General features: G+C 71.2%; 12 protein-coding genes. 6 read left to right on the top strand and 6 right to left on the bottom strand.

What is annotated here, in order from left to right:
* Positions 1–54: 54 nt before the first annotated feature.
* Complete coding sequence (locus F1734_RS21160; protein ID WP_010593182.1) at positions 55–705, bottom strand: hypothetical protein; 651 nt, start codon at positions 703–705, stop codon at positions 55–57.
* Between the two features lie 264 nt (positions 706–969).
* On the opposite strand from F1734_RS21160, the gene F1734_RS21155 reads away from it, so the two are divergent.
* Positions 970–2259, top strand: a complete 1290-nt coding sequence (locus tag F1734_RS21155; RefSeq protein ID WP_010593181.1) for an adenylosuccinate synthase — start codon at positions 970–972, stop codon at positions 2257–2259.
* 19 nt (positions 2260–2278) lie between these two features.
* On the opposite strand, the gene F1734_RS21150 is transcribed toward F1734_RS21155, so the two are convergent.
* Entirely contained in the window at positions 2279–2818 is a 540-nt protein-coding gene (locus F1734_RS21150) for a methylated-DNA--[protein]-cysteine S-methyltransferase (RefSeq protein WP_064066223.1), read from the bottom strand.
* Positions 2819–2884: 66 nt separating this feature from the next.
* On the opposite strand from F1734_RS21150, the gene yczR reads away from it, so the two are divergent.
* On the top strand, positions 2885–4348 hold the full coding sequence (yczR, locus tag F1734_RS21145) for a MocR-like transcription factor YczR (protein ID WP_203011008.1): 1464 nt from the start codon (positions 2885–2887) through the stop codon (positions 4346–4348).
* 110 nt (positions 4349–4458) lie between these two features.
* A complete protein-coding gene (locus F1734_RS21140; protein ID WP_203011007.1) occupies positions 4459–7938 on the top strand; it encodes a serine/threonine-protein kinase in 3480 nt (1159 codons plus the stop codon).
* Positions 7939–8008: 70 nt separating this feature from the next.
* On the opposite strand, the gene F1734_RS21135 is transcribed toward F1734_RS21140, so the two are convergent.
* Both F1734_RS21135 and F1734_RS21130 read right to left on the bottom strand, forming a co-directional pair.
* The gene (locus tag F1734_RS21135; RefSeq protein WP_010593175.1) at positions 8009–9106 is read right to left on the bottom strand and encodes a CaiB/BaiF CoA transferase family protein; all 1098 of its coding nucleotides are present in this window, start codon (positions 9104–9106) and stop codon (positions 8009–8011) included.
* 89 nt (positions 9107–9195) lie between these two features.
* Complete coding sequence (locus tag F1734_RS21130) at positions 9196–9576, bottom strand: nuclear transport factor 2 family protein (protein ID WP_006945477.1); 381 nt, start codon at positions 9574–9576, stop codon at positions 9196–9198.
* Positions 9577–9661: 85 nt separating this feature from the next.
* Between F1734_RS21130 and F1734_RS21125 the strand changes: the two genes are divergently transcribed.
* Positions 9662–10042 (top strand): VOC family protein, encoded by a 381-nt coding sequence (locus tag F1734_RS21125; RefSeq protein WP_010593174.1) that lies wholly within the window; start codon positions 9662–9664, stop codon positions 10040–10042.
* 27 nt (positions 10043–10069) lie between these two features.
* Here the strand turns inward: F1734_RS21125 and F1734_RS21120 are convergent, their stop codons facing one another.
* Positions 10070–12709, bottom strand: coding sequence for a vitamin B12-dependent ribonucleotide reductase (locus tag F1734_RS21120; protein ID WP_010593173.1), 2640 nt, complete (start codon positions 12707–12709; stop codon positions 10070–10072).
* A 43-nt stretch (positions 12710–12752) separates the two neighbouring features.
* Between F1734_RS21120 and purT the strand changes: the two genes are divergently transcribed.
* Positions 12753–13958: a formate-dependent phosphoribosylglycinamide formyltransferase gene (purT, locus tag F1734_RS21115; RefSeq protein ID WP_048772145.1), complete on the top strand. Its 1206-nt coding sequence runs from the start codon at positions 12753–12755 to the stop codon at positions 13956–13958.
* Positions 13955–14437, top strand: a complete 483-nt coding sequence (locus F1734_RS21110; RefSeq protein ID WP_010593171.1) for a DUF456 domain-containing protein — start codon at positions 13955–13957, stop codon at positions 14435–14437. The genes purT and F1734_RS21110 overlap by 4 nt, the downstream gene beginning before the upstream one ends.
* 91 nt (positions 14438–14528) lie before the next feature.
* On the opposite strand, the gene F1734_RS21105 is transcribed toward F1734_RS21110, so the two are convergent.
* Positions 14529–15914: an FAD-dependent oxidoreductase gene (locus tag F1734_RS21105; protein WP_010593170.1), complete on the bottom strand. Its 1386-nt coding sequence runs from the start codon at positions 15912–15914 to the stop codon at positions 14529–14531.
* Positions 15915–15997 lie beyond the last annotated feature (83 nt).

Below are 15997 nucleotides of genomic sequence, written 5' to 3'. Positions count from 1 at the left end.
AAATCACGACAAGCGCTCAGCCGGAACGGCTTTCGTACCGCGACGGCAGCCCGCTCAGCGCACCAGCTTCCACTTGTGCTCGTGCCGGTAGAAGGTGGAGCGCTTGACCGCCCGCGGATTGGCGACCCCGTCGCGGGTGAGCACGGCGCCGGGTGAGCCGAGCTGCACGGCACGGCCGGTCACCCAGCGGTAGCCGCCGAACCAGCGCGGCCGATCGATCGCCGCCCGCAGTCCCGGCATGTCGACGGTCGGCTCGATCCGCACACCCGGGGTCATCCCGCTGAACAGCCGGGTGTCGTCGACGTACGCCTCGCCCACCAGCTCACCGACCTCGCCCTCGACGAGGGCACGCCCGACGAGGGCGATGCCGGCGTCGTCGCGGATGAGCGGCACCGGCCGTGCCGTGCCCTGCAGTGCGACGGTCGCGGCCTTCGATCCGAACCGCAGTCCGTACGCCTCGGCGGCCGGGGTGCGTCGCTCCGGCACGTAGGCCAGTTCGATGCCGAGCCGCTCGGTGCGCATCATCCGGGTCAGCGTCGCGGCGAAGGCGGCGTCCCCGCCCACCACCACGAGCCGGGGGTCCTCGACCGACTCGAGATGCGCGAACACGTCCTCGAAGTCGTCCTTGCCGGGCAGAGCCGGGGCGGTCAACGTGGTCAGGGATGTCAGTGTCAACGGCAGTGGGGCATCACCGCACTTGAGCACAACGGGGGTCAAGAGCACTCCTCTCGCGGGCGACGATGCTCCACTCACTCTAGTCACGACTCGCCTCACCGCCGGACGCTCGAACGCGGCACGGTGAGTCGGGTGGATCGTCGGCACCCGTCACAGTCGGGACGGCGGCCCGCGGACGCCGGGGGCGGTGCCGCACGTGTGGTCCGCTAGACTGTCCCCCCGGCTTCTGTTCTGTGACGGCAGAACCCTGCAGGCGGAGGGCGCCCGCACGTCGACACCCTAGGAGACAGCGAAATGCCGGCAATCGTCCTGATCGGCGCCCAGTGGGGCGACGAGGGCAAGGGCAAGGCCACCGATCTGCTCGGTGGCCGGGTGCAGTGGGTGGTGCGCTACCAGGGGGGCAACAACGCCGGCCACACCGTCGTCCTCCCGAACGGGGAGAACTTCGCGCTGCACCTGATCCCTTCCGGCATCCTCACTCCCGGCGTCACCAACGTCATCGGTAACGGCGTGGTCGTGGACCCGGGCGTGCTGCTCGACGAGCTCGCCGGTCTCGAGAACCGCGGGGTCGACACCACGAACCTGCTGCTCAGCGCCGACGCGCACCTGATCATGCCGTACCACGTGGCCATCGACAAGGTCACCGAACGCTTCCTCGGCGCCAAGAAGATCGGCACCACCGGCCGGGGCATCGGCCCGTGCTACCAGGACAAGATCGCCCGCGTGGGCGTCCGCGTCGCCGACGTCCTCGACGAGAAGATCCTCACCCACAAGGTGGAGGCCGCCCTGGAGTTCAAGAACCAGGTGCTGTCGAAGATCTACAACCGCAAGGCCCTCGACCCGCAGCAGGTCGTCGACGAGGTGCTCGGCCAGGCGGAAGGGTTCAGGCACCGCATCGCCGACACCCGGCTGCGCCTGAACAAGGCCCTCGAGGCCGGCGAGACGGTACTGCTCGAGGGATCGCAGGGCACGCTGCTCGACGTCGACCACGGCACCTACCCGTACGTGACGTCGTCGAACCCCACCGCCGGCGGCGCGGCCGTCGGATCGGGCATCGGTCCCAACCGGATCGGCACGGTGCTCGGCATTCTCAAGGCCTACACCACCCGGGTGGGGTCGGGTCCCTTCCCGACGGAACTGTTCGACGAGCACGGCGCCTACCTGGCCAAGACCGGCGGCGAGGTGGGTGTCACCACCGGCCGGGCCCGGCGCTGCGGCTGGTTCGACGCCGTGATCGCCCGCTACGCGACCCGCGTCAACGGCATCACCGACTACTTCCTCACCAAGCTCGACGTCCTGTCGAGCCTCGAGACCGTGCCGATCTGCGTCGGCTACGAGGTGGACGGGGTCCGCGTCGACGAAATGCCGATGACGCAGACCGACATCCACCACGCCACGCCGATCTACGAGGAGATGCCCGGCTGGTGGGAGGACATCTCCGAGGCCCGCACCTTCGAGGACCTGCCGGAGAACGCCCGGAACTACGTGCTGCGGCTCGAGGAACTCTCGGGTGCGCGGATGTCGTGCATCGGTGTCGGCCCGGGCCGCGACCAGACGATCGTGCGCCGCGACATCCTGAGCTGAAACCCGCTGCGGCCCCGCGTCAGAACAGGGTCGGATCGCCGAAGCCGGGGGCGTGCTCGAGGGCGAGCAGCTCCCGCTTCGTGACGGTGCTTCCGGGCGCGGAGAACCCGCCGATCCCGCCGCCCGCGGCGAGGATCCGGTGGCACGGCACGATCAGCGGAACGGGGTTGCGTCCCAACGCCTGTCCGACGGCCTGGGCGCCGGCCGGCCGGCCGACCCGGCGCGCCACCTCGCCGTAGGTTGCGACCGCGCCGGGGTCGACGGTCCGGGCGAACTCGTAGACCGCCGTGTCGAATTCGGAGACATTCCGGTAGTCGACCGGAACCCGGCGCAGGTCGTCGGGCGCCCCCGCGAGATGCGCGGCGACGGCGTCGATCACGGGCTGCACCCCCGCCGGGACGGGCCGCTCGACCGCGGCCGGGAACCGGCCGAGCAGTGCGTCGCGCGTGGGTTCGGGCGCGGTCTCGGGCAGTTGCACGCCGACGACGCCGGCCGCGGACCACACGAGCCCGCACGTGCCGACGGCGGTGTCGAACAGGGTGTAGCCGAGGGTGGTCACGCCGTCAGTATGAACTGGCCCGGGGACAGGTGACCACCTCGCCGACTGGACTGCGATACTGGACTGGTGATCACGCGTGCGATCGGAGCCGGTTCCCTGGCCCGCGACCTCGGCAACTGGCAGGACACCGCCGATCGGCGGCCCGCGTACCGGGCTCTCGCCGACGGGATCCGGCTGCTGGTGCACGACGGTCGCGTTCCCCTGGGCGTGGCGCTGCCCAGCGAGCGTGAGCTCGCCGCCGCCCTGGCGCTGAGCCGCACCACCATCACGTCCGCGTACACGGCTCTGCGCGAGGCCGGCTACCTGCGCAGCCGGCAGGGTGCGCGCAGCACCGTCGCGCTGCCGCCGCGGCGACGGGGCACGCCGGCGCGTTCCGCCGCCCCGGCCGCCGCGGAAGCGCCGGAGCCCGTGGATCTCAGCTCCGCGTCGATGCCGGCGCCCGCCGCCGAGATCGAGTCGGCCTACGCCGCCGCGCTGCGGTCGGTGCCCGCCTACCTCGACTCCCACGGCATGGAACCGATCGGCCTGGCCCTGCTGCGGGAGGTGATCGCGCGGCGCTACCGGGACCGCGGGCTGCCGACCGGGGCGGAACAGATCATGGTCACCTCCGGCGCACAGCACGCGCTGCGCCTGCTGCTCGGCGTGCTCACCGACGCCGGCGACCGGGTGATCGTCGACCATCCCACCTATCCCAATGCGCTCGAGGCGATCCGGCGGCACGGGGCGCGGCCGGTCGTCGTGCCGGTGCGGCCCGAGGGCGGCGCCGACGACGGCTGGGACCTGGAGGGCCTGCGCAGCGCCGCCCGGCAGACCGCGGCGCGAATGGCGTTCCTGATCCCGGACTTCCACAGTCCCACCGGGCTGTGCATGGGCGCGGCGGGCCGGGCCGAACTCGTCCGCATCGCGGAGGAGACCCGCATGACGCTCGTCGTGGACGAGACGATGGTGGACCTGTGGCTGGACACCCCGCCGCCGCCCGCCGTCGCCTCGTACGGCGCGGACCGCTCCGTCGTGACGGTGGGCTCGACCGGCAAGTCCCTCTGGGGCGGTCTCCGGGTGGGCTGGATCCGCGCCGACCGATCCCTGATCACCCGGCTCGTGGGGGCGCGCTCCGCCGTCGACCTCGGCACGCCGGTCATGGAGCAGCTCGCCGCGGCGCACCTGCTCGGCGACGTCGAGGACCTGCTCGAGCGGCGACGCGGACAGCTGCGCCGCCGGCGGGCGGCGATGCTCGGCGCGCTCGACGAGTTCCTGCCCGACTGGACGTACACGGTCGGACCGGGCGGGATGTCGCTGTGGGTGCGGATGCCCACGCCGGTGTCGACCGCGCTCGCGGCGACCGCCCCCACTCACGGTGTGGTCCTCGCCGCGGGACCCCGCTTCGGGGTGGAAGGCGCGTTCGAACGGTTCCTGCGGCTGCCCTACGCGCGGGAGGCCGACGAGGTGCGCCGGGCGGTCGCGTCCGTGGCCTCGGCGTACGACGCGCTGGCCCGCGGCCGGGACCTCGTCGAACCACACCTCGTGGTCTGATTCGGGGGTGGCCGGACCCCGACCGGGAACGGGTCCGCGGCGTTATGCTCGAGGGGTACGAACGGGTGGCCGCCTGGGAGTCGCCATATCGGACGGATGCGAGAGTTACTGTGGCCGAACACGATCCGTACGCGACGCAACGCGACGTCGGGGTCGACCTCGCCGCCGAGCTGGCCGACGCCGGATTCGACGACGCGCGTGAGATCGGGCGCGGCGGTTTCGGGGTCGTCTACCGCTGCTACGAGACCGCACTCGACCGTCCGGTCGCGGTGAAGGTCCTCACCTCCCACATGGACCCCGACAATCTCGAACGCTTCCTGCGGGAGCAGCGCGCGATGGGCCGGCTGTCCGGGCACCCGAACATCGTCAACGTCATGCAGGTCGGCACCACCCGAACGGGACGCCCGTACCTCGTGATGCAGTACCACTCGCGCGATTCGCTCGACGCGCAACTGCGCAGTGCCGGCCCCGTGCCGTGGCCGGAGGTGCTGCGCATCGGCATCAAGCTGGCCGGCGCCCTCGAAACGGGCCACCGCGCCGGCATCCTGCACCGCGACATCAAGCCGGGCAACATCCTGCTCACCGAGTTCGGCGAGCCGCAGCTCACGGATTTCGGCATCGCACGCGTGAGCGGCGGCTTCGAGACGGCGACGGGCGAGGTGACCGGGTCGCCGGCCTTCACCGCCCCCGAGGTGCTCAGCGGACGTGCGCCCACACCGGCCTCGGACGTCTACAGTCTCGGCGCCACGCTGTTCTGCGTGCTCACCGGACACGCGGCGTTCGAACGGCGCAGCGGCGAGCGGGTCGTGGCGCAGTTCGTCCGGGTGACCACCCAGCCCGTTCCGGACCTGCGGGAGCGGGGGATCCCGGATGCGCTCTCGTCGGCGATCGAACGCGCCATGTCGGTGGACCCGCAGACCCGGCCCGCGAGCGCCGCCGAGTTCGGGGAGATGCTGCGCGAGGTGCAGGCGGACGAGGGGCTGCCGGTCGACGAACTGCCCGTAGCCGGGGAACTCGAGCCGGGTTCGGAGTCCGGTCACCATCCGTCGCCGTCCGTGGCGGAGCGACGGGGCACCTACCGGTCCGGTGTGCGCGCGACCACCCCGCCGGCTCCGGCCACGCGGTTCCGGCCGCCGTCGACGCCGCGCCGGCTGGTGCCGCGCCGGCGCCTGCTGTCGATCCTCGACGCGGACCAGCGACGGAAACTGACCGCCATCCACTCGCCACCGGGATTCGGCAAGACCATGCTGGCCCTGCAGTGGCGCTACGTGCTCACCGAGAAGGACGTGCCCGTCGCCTGGCTCAACGTCGACCACGACGACAACAACGTGGTGTGGTTCCTGACGCATCTCGTCGAATCCATCCGGCAGGTCCGGCCGTCGCTCGCACGCGAACTCGGCCAGGTGCTCGACGAACACGGGGACGAGGCGGAACGCTACGTGCTCACCTCGCTCGTCGACGAAATCCACGAGGCCGGTGAACGACTCGTCGTCATCATCGACGACTGGCATCGGGTGACGGATCCCGCGACGGTCGCCGCGATGGCGTTCCTGCTGGACAACGCCTGCCACCATCTGCAACTCGTCGTCGTCGGGCGCACCCGCTCGGGCCTGCCCACCAGCCGGATGCGGGTGCGCGACGAACTCGTCGAGATCGACTACGAGCAACTGCGTTTCGACGTGGACGAGGCCCGCGTGTTCCTCGTCGACCTCGCCGGCCTCGACCTCGACGACGACGAGGTCGCCGACCTGACCGCCGCGACCGACGGGTGGGCGGCGGCCCTGCAGCTCGCGGCGATGTCGCTGCGCGGGCGCGACGACCCGGAGGAGCTGATCTCACATCTGTCCGGCCGGCACCGGGCGATCGGCGAGTTCCTCGCCGAGAACGTGCTCGCCTCCCTGCCCCCGGCCGACGTCGAGTTCCTGCTCGCCTCCTCGATCACCGAACGCATCTGCGGCAGCCTCGCCACCGCCCTCACCGGGCACGAACGTGGCCAGGCGCTCCTCGAGAGCATCGAGGAGCGGGATCTGTTCCTGCACCGGATCGACGAGGACGGCCGCTGGTTCCGGTATCAGCCGCTGTTCGCCGAATTCCTCCGGCAACGGCTCGAACGCGAACACCCCGAACGCATCCCGGCCCTGCACCGGACCGCGTCCGAATGGTTCGAGAGCCATGCCATGGTAGGTGAGGCCGTCGACCATGCCCTCGCCGCGGGGGACGAGGACCGCGCGACGGATCTCGTCGAGGAGAACGGGCGCCGGCTGCTCGAACACGGCCATGCGACCACCCTGCTCGGCCTCGTCGCCAAGCTGCCGCGCCGGGCCGCCTCGGGCCGGATCCACCTGCAACTGTCCATCGCGTGGGCCAACATCCTGCTGCACCGCTCGGCACCGGCGCTGCGCGCGCTGGAGGTGGTCGAGGCGGCGGTCGCGGACTCCGGCACGGACGCCGAGGAGGCGGCCGACATCGCCGTCGAGGTGGAGGTCGTGCGCGGCGTCGTCGACCTGCGGTGCGACCGCATGGAACGCGCCGACGATCTCGTCGAGCACTGCCTGGCCCGGGCCGACACGCTGCCGCCGCTGGTGATCGCGTCCGGGCTCAACGTCGCCACGTTCGCTGCGGTCTACCGCGCGGACTACGACGAGGTGGTTCGGCTGCAACAGCTGGCCCAGCCGTATCACGACCTCAACGAGGGGCCCTACAACCTCATGCACGGCCGCGCCCTGCTGGGCCTCGCGGCGATCGAACAGCTCGACGTCGCCGGCGCCGAGGAGCACTTCCGGGCGGGTCTGCGGGCGGCGCGCCGGGGCGCCGGCCGGCACTCGTCGGCGGCGATGCTGGCCGGGTCGATCCTCGGCGAGCTGCTCTACGAACGAGGCGAACTCGACGAGGCCGAACGGCTGCTCGACGACGGCTACGCCCTCGGGTCCGAGGGCGGGGTCGTGGACTTCAAGATCTCGCGGTACGTCGTCGGTGCGCGGCTCAAGGCCGTGCGCGGCGACCGCGACGCGGTGGTGTCGCGACTGGCGGACGGCGGCCGCGCGGCCGCCGTCATGGACCTGGAGCGGCTGGCGGCTGTCGTGGAGAACGAACGGGTCCGGCTCGGGCTCGGGCCGTTGCCGGGGGTGGCGCCGCCGCCACCGGTGTCCTACGGCACGCGTCCGCGACCGGACCACGGCACGGCGGCCTGGACAGCGCAGTTCGAGGAGACCACGGCCATCCGGTTGCTGCTGGCCGACCCCACACCGGAGAACACCGAACTGGCGTGCCGGTGGGCCGGCGAGTGGGTGCAGCTGCTGCGCGGCAGCCGCCGGGAGCGGAGGCTGTTGCGCGCGGAGCGACTCGAGGTGGCGTGCCTGGCCGCGGCCGGACGGCACGAGGAGGCGGTGACCCTGCTGGCCTCCGTCGCCGCGCGATGCGAACGAGCGGGCCTGCACCGGTTCCTGCCCGACGGCGGCCCGCTCGTACTCGACGTCGCGCGCCGCCTCGCGGACGAGCTCACCGCAGGCAGGGGCCGCGCCGGCCGCCCGGACGTGTCCCCGGCGTTCCTGCACGAGGCCGTGGACACGGGCGCCGTGCATCTCCTGTAGGCGCCTGCGGCGCCGGTGTGTCCTTTGGGCGGCCCTGGCCGCCCAAAGGACACACCGGCAGCTTCGCTGCCTAGCGCCAGACGGAGTCGATGTCGGTGGCCTCGCCGGCCGGGGGGGTGGGGGCGCCGGCCGGGGTGCGGGAGAAGCGGGGCGCCGGGGCGTGCTGGGTGACGCCGTCGAGCTCGATCAGCGAGCCGCGGGCCGCGATGTGCGGGTTGGCCGGGGCCTCGCCGAACGTGAGCACGGGGGAGACGCACGCGTCGGTGCCGTCGAAGATCGCGGCCCACTCGTCGCGAGTCTTGGACAGGAACTTCTCCGTGAACAGCTTCTTCATCTGCGGCCACGCCGACGTGTCGAGCTGCTGCGGCAGCTCGGCCGGGTCGAGCTCGAGACCCTGCAGCAGCAGCGCGTAGAACTGCGGCTCGATCGAGCCCACCGCCATGTACCTGCCGTCGGCGGTCTCGTACACGTCGTAGAACGGTGCGCCGGTGTCGAGAAGGTTCACGCCGCGCTCGTCCGACCACACGCCGCGGCCGCGGAACGCCCACATCATGTGCGAGAGCGCGAGCGCGCCGTCGACCATCGCGGCGTCGACGACCTGTCCCTTGCCGGAACTCTGGCGTTCGACGAGGGCGGAGAGGATGCCGAAGATCAGGAACATCGAGCCGCCGCCGAAGTCACCGACCATGTTCAGCGGCGGCACCGGCCGCTCACCCTTGCGTCCGACGGCGTGCAGCACACCGGTCAGCGAGATGTAGTTGATGTCGTGCCCGGCGGCGTGGGCGAGCGGCCCCTCCTGCCCCCATCCGGTCATCCGGCCGTACACCAGGCGCGGATTGCGGGCCAGCGCGACGTCCGGGCCGAGGCCCATGCGCTCGGTGACCCCCGGGCGGAAGCCCTCGATGAGCACGTCGGCGCGTTCGATCAGCCCGAGCACCTTCTCGACCTGCTCGGGATCCTTGAGGTCGGCCTCGACGACGCGGCGGCCGCGCTGGATCTGGTCGCGGTGCCCGGCGGGCGGAATCAGACCCGGACGCTGCACGCAGACGACGTCGGCGCCGAGGTCGGCGAGCAGTGTCGCGGCGTGCGGGCCGGGACCGAGACCCGCGAACTCGACGACGCGGATACCCGCGAGCGGACCCTTCTTCTCAACAGCTTCAGCGGACACTCGTCGAACCTCACTCGGGTGCGTTGGGACCATTCCCCGAGGAGGCTACCTTAGCGATCGTTAGGGTGTGCCGAGGGTCACGGCGTGCCCTATCCCTCGTACAGATCACCCTCGTTGAGGCGAGTGGCCTCGAACGCCTCCTCGAGCGTGTCGTGCCGGTACACCGAGACCACGTGGTCGCCCACCACGCGGAACGCGATCGCTTCACTACGCGGGTGCTCCGGATCGGCCGCCCACGTCGCGGTCTCCTCGACGACGACGATGCCCTCGTGCACGAACATCCGGCCCGGCCGGAACGTCACGCCCGCCGTCGTCGCCCACTCGCGCAACTCGTCGAGGCCCTGGTCCTCGTCGTCGTCGCCGGTGGGCAGCACGATGTCGTCGCTCGACAGCGCCAGCAGGGTCTCGATGTCGTTGGAGTTGACGGCGTCGTGCCAGGCCAGGACGGTCGCGATCTCGGAGGTGCTCATGTCGCAGATGCTAGTACTCCGGGCCCGCCACGCTCGGATTGTCGCGTCCTTGCCTGGCCGCGAGGCGAGGCGCACAGTGGAGCCCATGACGATCAGCGGTCAGCTCGTGAGCTTCCTGCCCAGTACCGACCTCGACATCTCGGAGATGTTCTACGTCGACACGCTCGGTTTCGAGAAGCTGTCCCGGGACCATTTCACGCTGATTCTCGACGGTGGCGGTGGCGCACCGGTCCGGGTGACGTTGGTGCAGTCCCGCTCCGACACCGGCTACACCGCGCTGGGGTGGCGGGTGCCGAACCTGGACGCGACCGTCGACGCCCTGCGGGCCAAGGGTGTCGAGTTCGTCCGCTACAACGGAATGGACCAGGACGACCACGACGCGTGGACCTCGCCCGAGGGCATGCGGGTCGCATGGTTCCGCGACCCGCACGGCAACGTCCTGTCGCTGATGGAGGTCGCCGGCTAGGCACACCCGGGCGGGGTCGCCGCCTCGTCAGCTGCACCCGCTGGTGTTTCCGCACGACGGACACGCGTGGCAGGAGCCGGAACGCTGCATCTGCACCCCGCACTGCATGCAGTACGGCGCGTCGCTGCCGCGGGCGCGTCCCTGGCGCGTGTCCACGACGACCTCGGCGGCGGGCTCGCTGCGTTCGGCGCCGGTGCGGATGCCGAGTTCGGCCCGCTCGTCCGCGTCGAGGTACTCCACCGCCAGGCGCCGGAAGATGTAGTCCAGGATCGACGTCGCGATCCGCAGGTCCGGATCGTCAGTGATGCCCGCCGGCTCGAATCGGGTGCTCGTGAACGCGTTGACGAACGTGCGCAACGGAACCCCGTACTGCAGGCCGTAACTCACCGCCATCGAGAACGCGTCCATGATCCCGGCCAGGGTCGAGCCCTGCTTTGCCACCCGCAGGAACATCTCGCCCGGACGGCCGTCGTCGTACTGGCCCACGGTGACGAAGCCCTTGCAGTCCGCGACGCGGAACTCGAAGGTGCGCGACCGGCGCAACCGGGGCAGCCGTTCCCGCCGCGGCCGGGGCACCGTCGTCGCGCGCGGCGCGGCCGTGGCCGACAGTGGTTGTCCCAGTTTGCAGTTGTCGCGATACACCGCGATCGCCTTGAGTCCGAGCCGCCACGCGTCGAGGAACAACTCCTCGATGTCGGCCACGGTCGCCGCCTCCGGCAGGTTCACGGTCTTCGAGATCGCGCCCGAGAGGAAGGGTTGCACCGCGGCCATCATCAGTACGTGTCCGCGCGGTGCGATCACGTTGTCGCCCATGGAGGTTGCGAACACCGGCAGATGCTCGGCCCGCAACTGCGGCGCGCCGACGACCGTGCGGTGCGTGTCGATGTGCGTGAGCAGCTCGGCCACCCGATCCGGGGGATAGCCGAGCCGGGACAGGGCCCGCGGCACCGTGCGATTGACGATGGACAGCGTCCCGCCGCCGACCAGCTTCTTCGTCTTCACCAGCGCCAGATCGGGTTCGATACCGGTGGTGTCGCAGTCCATGGCGAGGCCGATCGTGCCGGTCGGCGCGAGGACCGTCACCTGGCTGTTGCGGACCCCGTGTGCCTGGGCGAGCGCGCACGCCGCGTCCCAGTCCTCCCGCGCCGCGGCGAGAATGCCGGCGGGCGCGAGTTGTTCGTCGATGTCGTCGACGGCGCCGCGATGACGAGCCAGCACCGCGAGGGTGTGCTCCCGGTTCTCGGCGAATCCCTCGAACGGCCCGAGCCGACGAGCCATCCGCGCCGAGACCGCGTACGCGTGCCCGGTCATCAGGGCCGTCAGGGCCGCGGCGTAGGCCCGGCCGGCGTCACTGTCGTAGGGCAGCCCCAGCGCCATCAGCAGCGCCCCGAGATTGGCGTAGCCGAGGCCGAGCTGCCGGAACCGCCGCGACGTCTCCGCGATGCGGTCGGTGGGGTAGTCGGCGCGGCTCACGAGGATCTCCTGGCCGGTCAGCACCACCGCGACGGCGTGCCGGAACCCGGCGACGTCGAACGTGCCGTCGTCGCGCAGGAACGCCAGCAGGTTCAGGCTCGCCAGGTTGCACGCCGAGTCGTCCAGGTGCATGTACTCCGAACACGGATTCGATCCGTTGATCCGGCCCGTCGCGGCCGCGGTGTGCCAGCGGTTGACGGTGGTGTCGAACTGCAACCCCGGATCGGCACACTCCCAGGCGGCGGCGGCGATCCGGTGGAACAGGTCGCGGGCGGGCACCGTGCGCACCGTCGCACCGGTGGTGACCGCGCGCAGCGGCCACTCGGCGCCGTCCGCGACGGCCTGCATGAACTCGTCGCTCACCCGCACCGAGTTGTTGGCGTTCTGGTACTGCACCGAATGGATGTCGCGACCGTCGAGCCCCATGTCGAACCCGGCCTTCGCGAGCACCCGCGCCTTGCGTTCCTCGATCGCCTTGCAGTCGACGAACTCCTCGACGTCGGGATGGCCGACGTCGAGGATCACCATCTTCGCGGCCCGGCGCGTCTTGCCGCCGGACTTGATGGTGCCCGCCGAGGCGTCGGCGCCGCGCATGAAACTCACCGGGCCCGACGCGGTGCCCCCACCGGCCAGCGGCTCGGCCGACGACCGGATGCGCGACAGATTCGCCCCCGCGCCCGACCCGCCCTTGAAGATCACCGCCTCCTGCCGGTACCACTCGAGGATCGAATCGATGCTGTCCTCGACCGACAGGATGAAGCACGCGCTGGCCTGCTGCGGAGTGTCGGGCACCCCGATGTTGAACCACACGGGGCTGTTGAACGACGCCCGCTGCGTCAGGACCAGGTAGGTCAGCTCGGCGGCGAACGCCTCCGGGTCGTCGAGGTGGCCGTCGGCCGCGCCCCACGCGGTGATCGTGTCCACGATGCGCGCGACGACGTCGCGCAGCGACCGTTCCCGGGCGGCGGTGCCCGGAGCGCCGCGGAAGTACTTCTGCGCGACGATGTCGGTCGCGTTCTGCGACCAGGCGGCGGGGAACTCGACGTCGCGCTGTTCGAACACCACCGCGCCGGTGCCGTGGTGGACGATGCGGGCGTCGCGCCGCTGCCAGTCCATCTCGTCGGCGGGATCGATCCCGGCCGTGGTGAAGAACCGTCCGGTGTCCGACTCGAGATTCGGTTCGGCGACGTCCATCGCGACCTCCGGGTGCGACCTGAGGGGCACATATAGTCCCCCCATGGTCTCACCACGAATCGGTACCCCGCTGACTCCCGGCGCCCTGCGCGTCATGCTCCTCGGTGCGGGTGAGCTGGGCAAGGAGGTGGTCATCGCGCTGCAGCGGCTCGGTGTCGAGGTCATCGCGGTGGACCGGTACCCGAACGCGCCCGGGCATCAGGTGGCGCACCGCGCGCACACCGTCGACATGAACGACCCGCAAGCCCTGCTCGCACTCGTCGAAGCCGAGCAACCCCACCTGGTCGTGCCCGAGATCGAGGCGATCGCCACCGACGCGCTCGCCGTCGTCGAGGAACGCGGTCTCGCCGAGGTCATCCCGACCGCGCGGGCCACCCGGCTGACGATGAACCGGGAGGGCATCCGGCGCCTCGCCGCGGAGGAACTCGGGTTGCCCACCTCCCCGTACCGCTTCGCCGAATCCCTCGACGAGGTCCGCGCCGCGGCGGCCGAGGTCGGGTTCCCGTGCGTGATCAAGCCCGTGATGTCCTCGTCCGGCAAGGGCCAGTCCACGGTCCGCACACCCGACGAGATCCCCGCCGCCTGGGATTACGCGCTCGCCGGCGGGCGCGTCGACCTCGGCCAGGTCATCGTCGAGGGATTCGTCGACTTCGAGTACGAGATCACCCAGCTCACCGTCCGCGCCGTCGGACCGTCGGGGCAGGTCGAGACGTACTTCTGCGAACCGATCGGGCACCTGCAGCGCGCCGGCGACTACGTCGAGTCCTGGCAGCCCCAGCCGATGAGCGAGCGGGCCCTGGCCCGGTCCCGGGAGATCGCGGCGACGGTGACCGGCGCGCTCGGCGGCCGCGGCGTCTTCGGGGTGGAACTGTTCGTCGCGGGCGACGACGTGTACTTCTCCGAGGTGAGCCCCCGCCCGCACGACACCGGCCTGGTGACGCTGCGCTCGCAGCGGTACTCCGAGTTCGAGCTGCACGCCCGCGCGATCCTGGGCCTGCCCGTCGACACCGCACTCCTCGCGCCCGGGGCGTCCGCGGTGATCTACGGCGGCCTCGAGGCCGCCGGCGTCGTCTTCGAGGGCGTCGCCGACGCGCTGTCGGTGCCCGACACCGACCTGCGGCTGTTCGGCAAGCCCGAGTCGTTCGTCCGGCGTCGCATGGGGGTGGCGGTGTCCACCGGTCCCGACGTCGAGACCGCGCGGGCCCGCGCGGTCGAGGCGGCCGCTCGCGTGCGGGCGGTCGCACCGTGACCGCCGGGGCGGAGGTGCTCGTCGGTCTGGCCGTCCTCGTCGGCCTCGTCGGCATCGTCGTGCCGATCCTGCCGGGCACCCTGTTGATCTTCGGGGCGATCGCGGTGTGGGCGTGGCTCACCGGCGGCACCGTCGCGTGGACGGTGTTCGCCGTCGCGACGACGGCCTTGCTGGTGACCGGCATCGTGAAGTACACCTGGCCGGGCGGCCGGATGCGACGGGCCGGGGTGCCGACGCGGTCGATCGTCGCCGGCGGCCTGCTCGGCATCGTCGGGTTCTTCGTCGTTCCCGTGATCGGGCTGCTGCTCGGGTTCCTGCTCGGCACCTACCTGTCCGAGGTGCAGCGGCACCGCACCCACCGTGACGCCTGGGTGTCGACCGTGCACGCGACCAAGGCGGTGGCGCTGTCGATCCTCGTCGAACTGCTCGGTGGCCTCGTCGCCGCCGGCGTGTGGCTCGGCGCGGTGCTGTTCACCTGACCGGACGTGCCCCGGTACGACTGTGGCCGAATGTCACATCCGGTCGATCGAATCGACGCGATGTGACATTCGGCCACCAGGGGTCGGGGTGTCAGGCCTTGTGCGGCTCGGACGCGCGGAACATGTCCTCACGCTCGACGACCTTGACGCGCTCGCGGCCCTCGGCCTCGCCGAGGCTGCGCTCGTGCGCGTCGAGCCGGTACCAGCCCTGCCAGGTGGTGTAGGGCAGCTGCTTGTCCTCGAGGAAGGCGACGATCGCGTCCTCGGACGGATCCTCGGGGGTGTTCAGCAGGCCGTGGGCCCGGTCGGCGAGCAGGTTCGCGACGGTCTCGTTCGCGTCGCCCTTGGTGTGGCCGATCAGTCCGACGGGACCGCGCTTGATCCAGCCGGTGACGTACGTGGCGGGCAGGAAACGCGCGGGACCCTCGGCGGACTCGTCGGCGACGACGCGTCCGGCCTCGTTGGGCACGGTGCCGGCCTGCTCGTCGAACGGCAGCTTGGCGATGTTCTGCGACAGGTAGCCGACCGCCCGGTACACGGCCTGGACGTCCCAGTCGCGGAAGCGGCCGGTGCCGCGGACGTTGCCGGTGCCGTCGAGCTCGGTGCGCTCGGTGCGCAGGCCCACGACCTTGCCGTCCTCGCCGAGGATCTCGGCCGGGGACTCGAAGAAGTGCAGGAACAGCTTGTGCGGGCGGTCTCCCACGTCGCGGATGGCCCAGTCCTGCAGGGTGTTGGCGACCATGTCGACCTGCTTGGAATTGCGGCGCGCGGCCTCCGAGCCCTCGTCGTAGTCGATGTCCTCGGGATCGACGATGACCTCGATGGTGGGCGAGTGATCGAGTTCACGCAGCTCGAGCGGCGTGAACTTGGCCTGAGCGGGACCGCGGCGGCCGAACACGTGCACCTCGACGGCCTTGTTGTTCTTCAGGCCCTCGTAGACGTTGGCGGGGATCTCCGTCGGCAGCAGCTCGTCGCCGGTCTTGGCGAGGACGCGCGCGATGTCGAGGGCGACGTTGCCGACGCCGAGCACGGCGACCTTCTCGGCCTCGAGCGGCCAGCTGCGCGGCACGTCGGGGTGGCCGTCGTACCAGGAGACGAAGTCGGCGGCGCCGTAGCTGCCGTCGAGGTCGATGCCCGGGATGTTCAGGGCCCGGTCGGCGTTGGCGCCGGTGGAGAAGATCACCGCGTCGTAGAAGCGACGCAGGTCGTCGAGGGTGATGTCGGTGCCGTAGTCGAGGTTGCCGAGCAGCCGGACCTGGGGCTTGTCGAGCACCTTGTGCAGGGCGGTGATGATGCCCTTGATGCGGGGATGGTCCGGCGCCACGCCGTAGCGGATGAGACCGAACGGCGCGGGCATCCGCTCGAACAGGTCGATGCTGACCTCGGTGTCGGACTTCATGAGCGCATCGGCGGCGTAGATACCGGCGGGGCCGGCACCGACGATCGCGACGCGAAGGGGACGAGTCTGATCGGTCATCAGGGGTCAACTACCTCTTCGGTGTGCGGACGGACGTGATTCAGCTTAAATGAGGAAGGGAGTCGGCAGGGGTGGCTGCCAGG

It is taken from the genome of Rhodococcus ruber (assembly GCF_016804345.1).
Taxonomy (GTDB): Bacteria; Actinomycetota; Actinomycetes; order Mycobacteriales; family Mycobacteriaceae; genus Rhodococcus; species Rhodococcus ruber.
This window is presented reverse-complemented; position numbering and strand designations above follow the sequence as displayed.

Coding starts and splice junctions, on each gene's coding strand:
- F1734_RS21105 (WP_010593170.1), bottom strand. CDS start 15,914: ATGACCGATCAGACTCGTCCCCTTCGCGTCGCGATCGTCGGTGCCGGC.
- F1734_RS21120 (WP_010593173.1), bottom strand. CDS start 12,709: ATGGACGTCGCCGAACCGAATCTCGAGTCGGACACCGGACGGTTCTTC.
- purT (WP_048772145.1), top strand. CDS start 12,753: ATGGTCTCACCACGAATCGGTACCCCGCTGACTCCCGGCGCCCTGCGC.
- F1734_RS21130 (WP_006945477.1), bottom strand. CDS start 9,576: ATGAGCACCTCCGAGATCGCGACCGTCCTGGCCTGGCACGACGCCGTC.
- F1734_RS21155 (WP_010593181.1), top strand. CDS start 970: ATGCCGGCAATCGTCCTGATCGGCGCCCAGTGGGGCGACGAGGGCAAG.
- F1734_RS21125 (WP_010593174.1), top strand. CDS start 9,662: ATGACGATCAGCGGTCAGCTCGTGAGCTTCCTGCCCAGTACCGACCTC.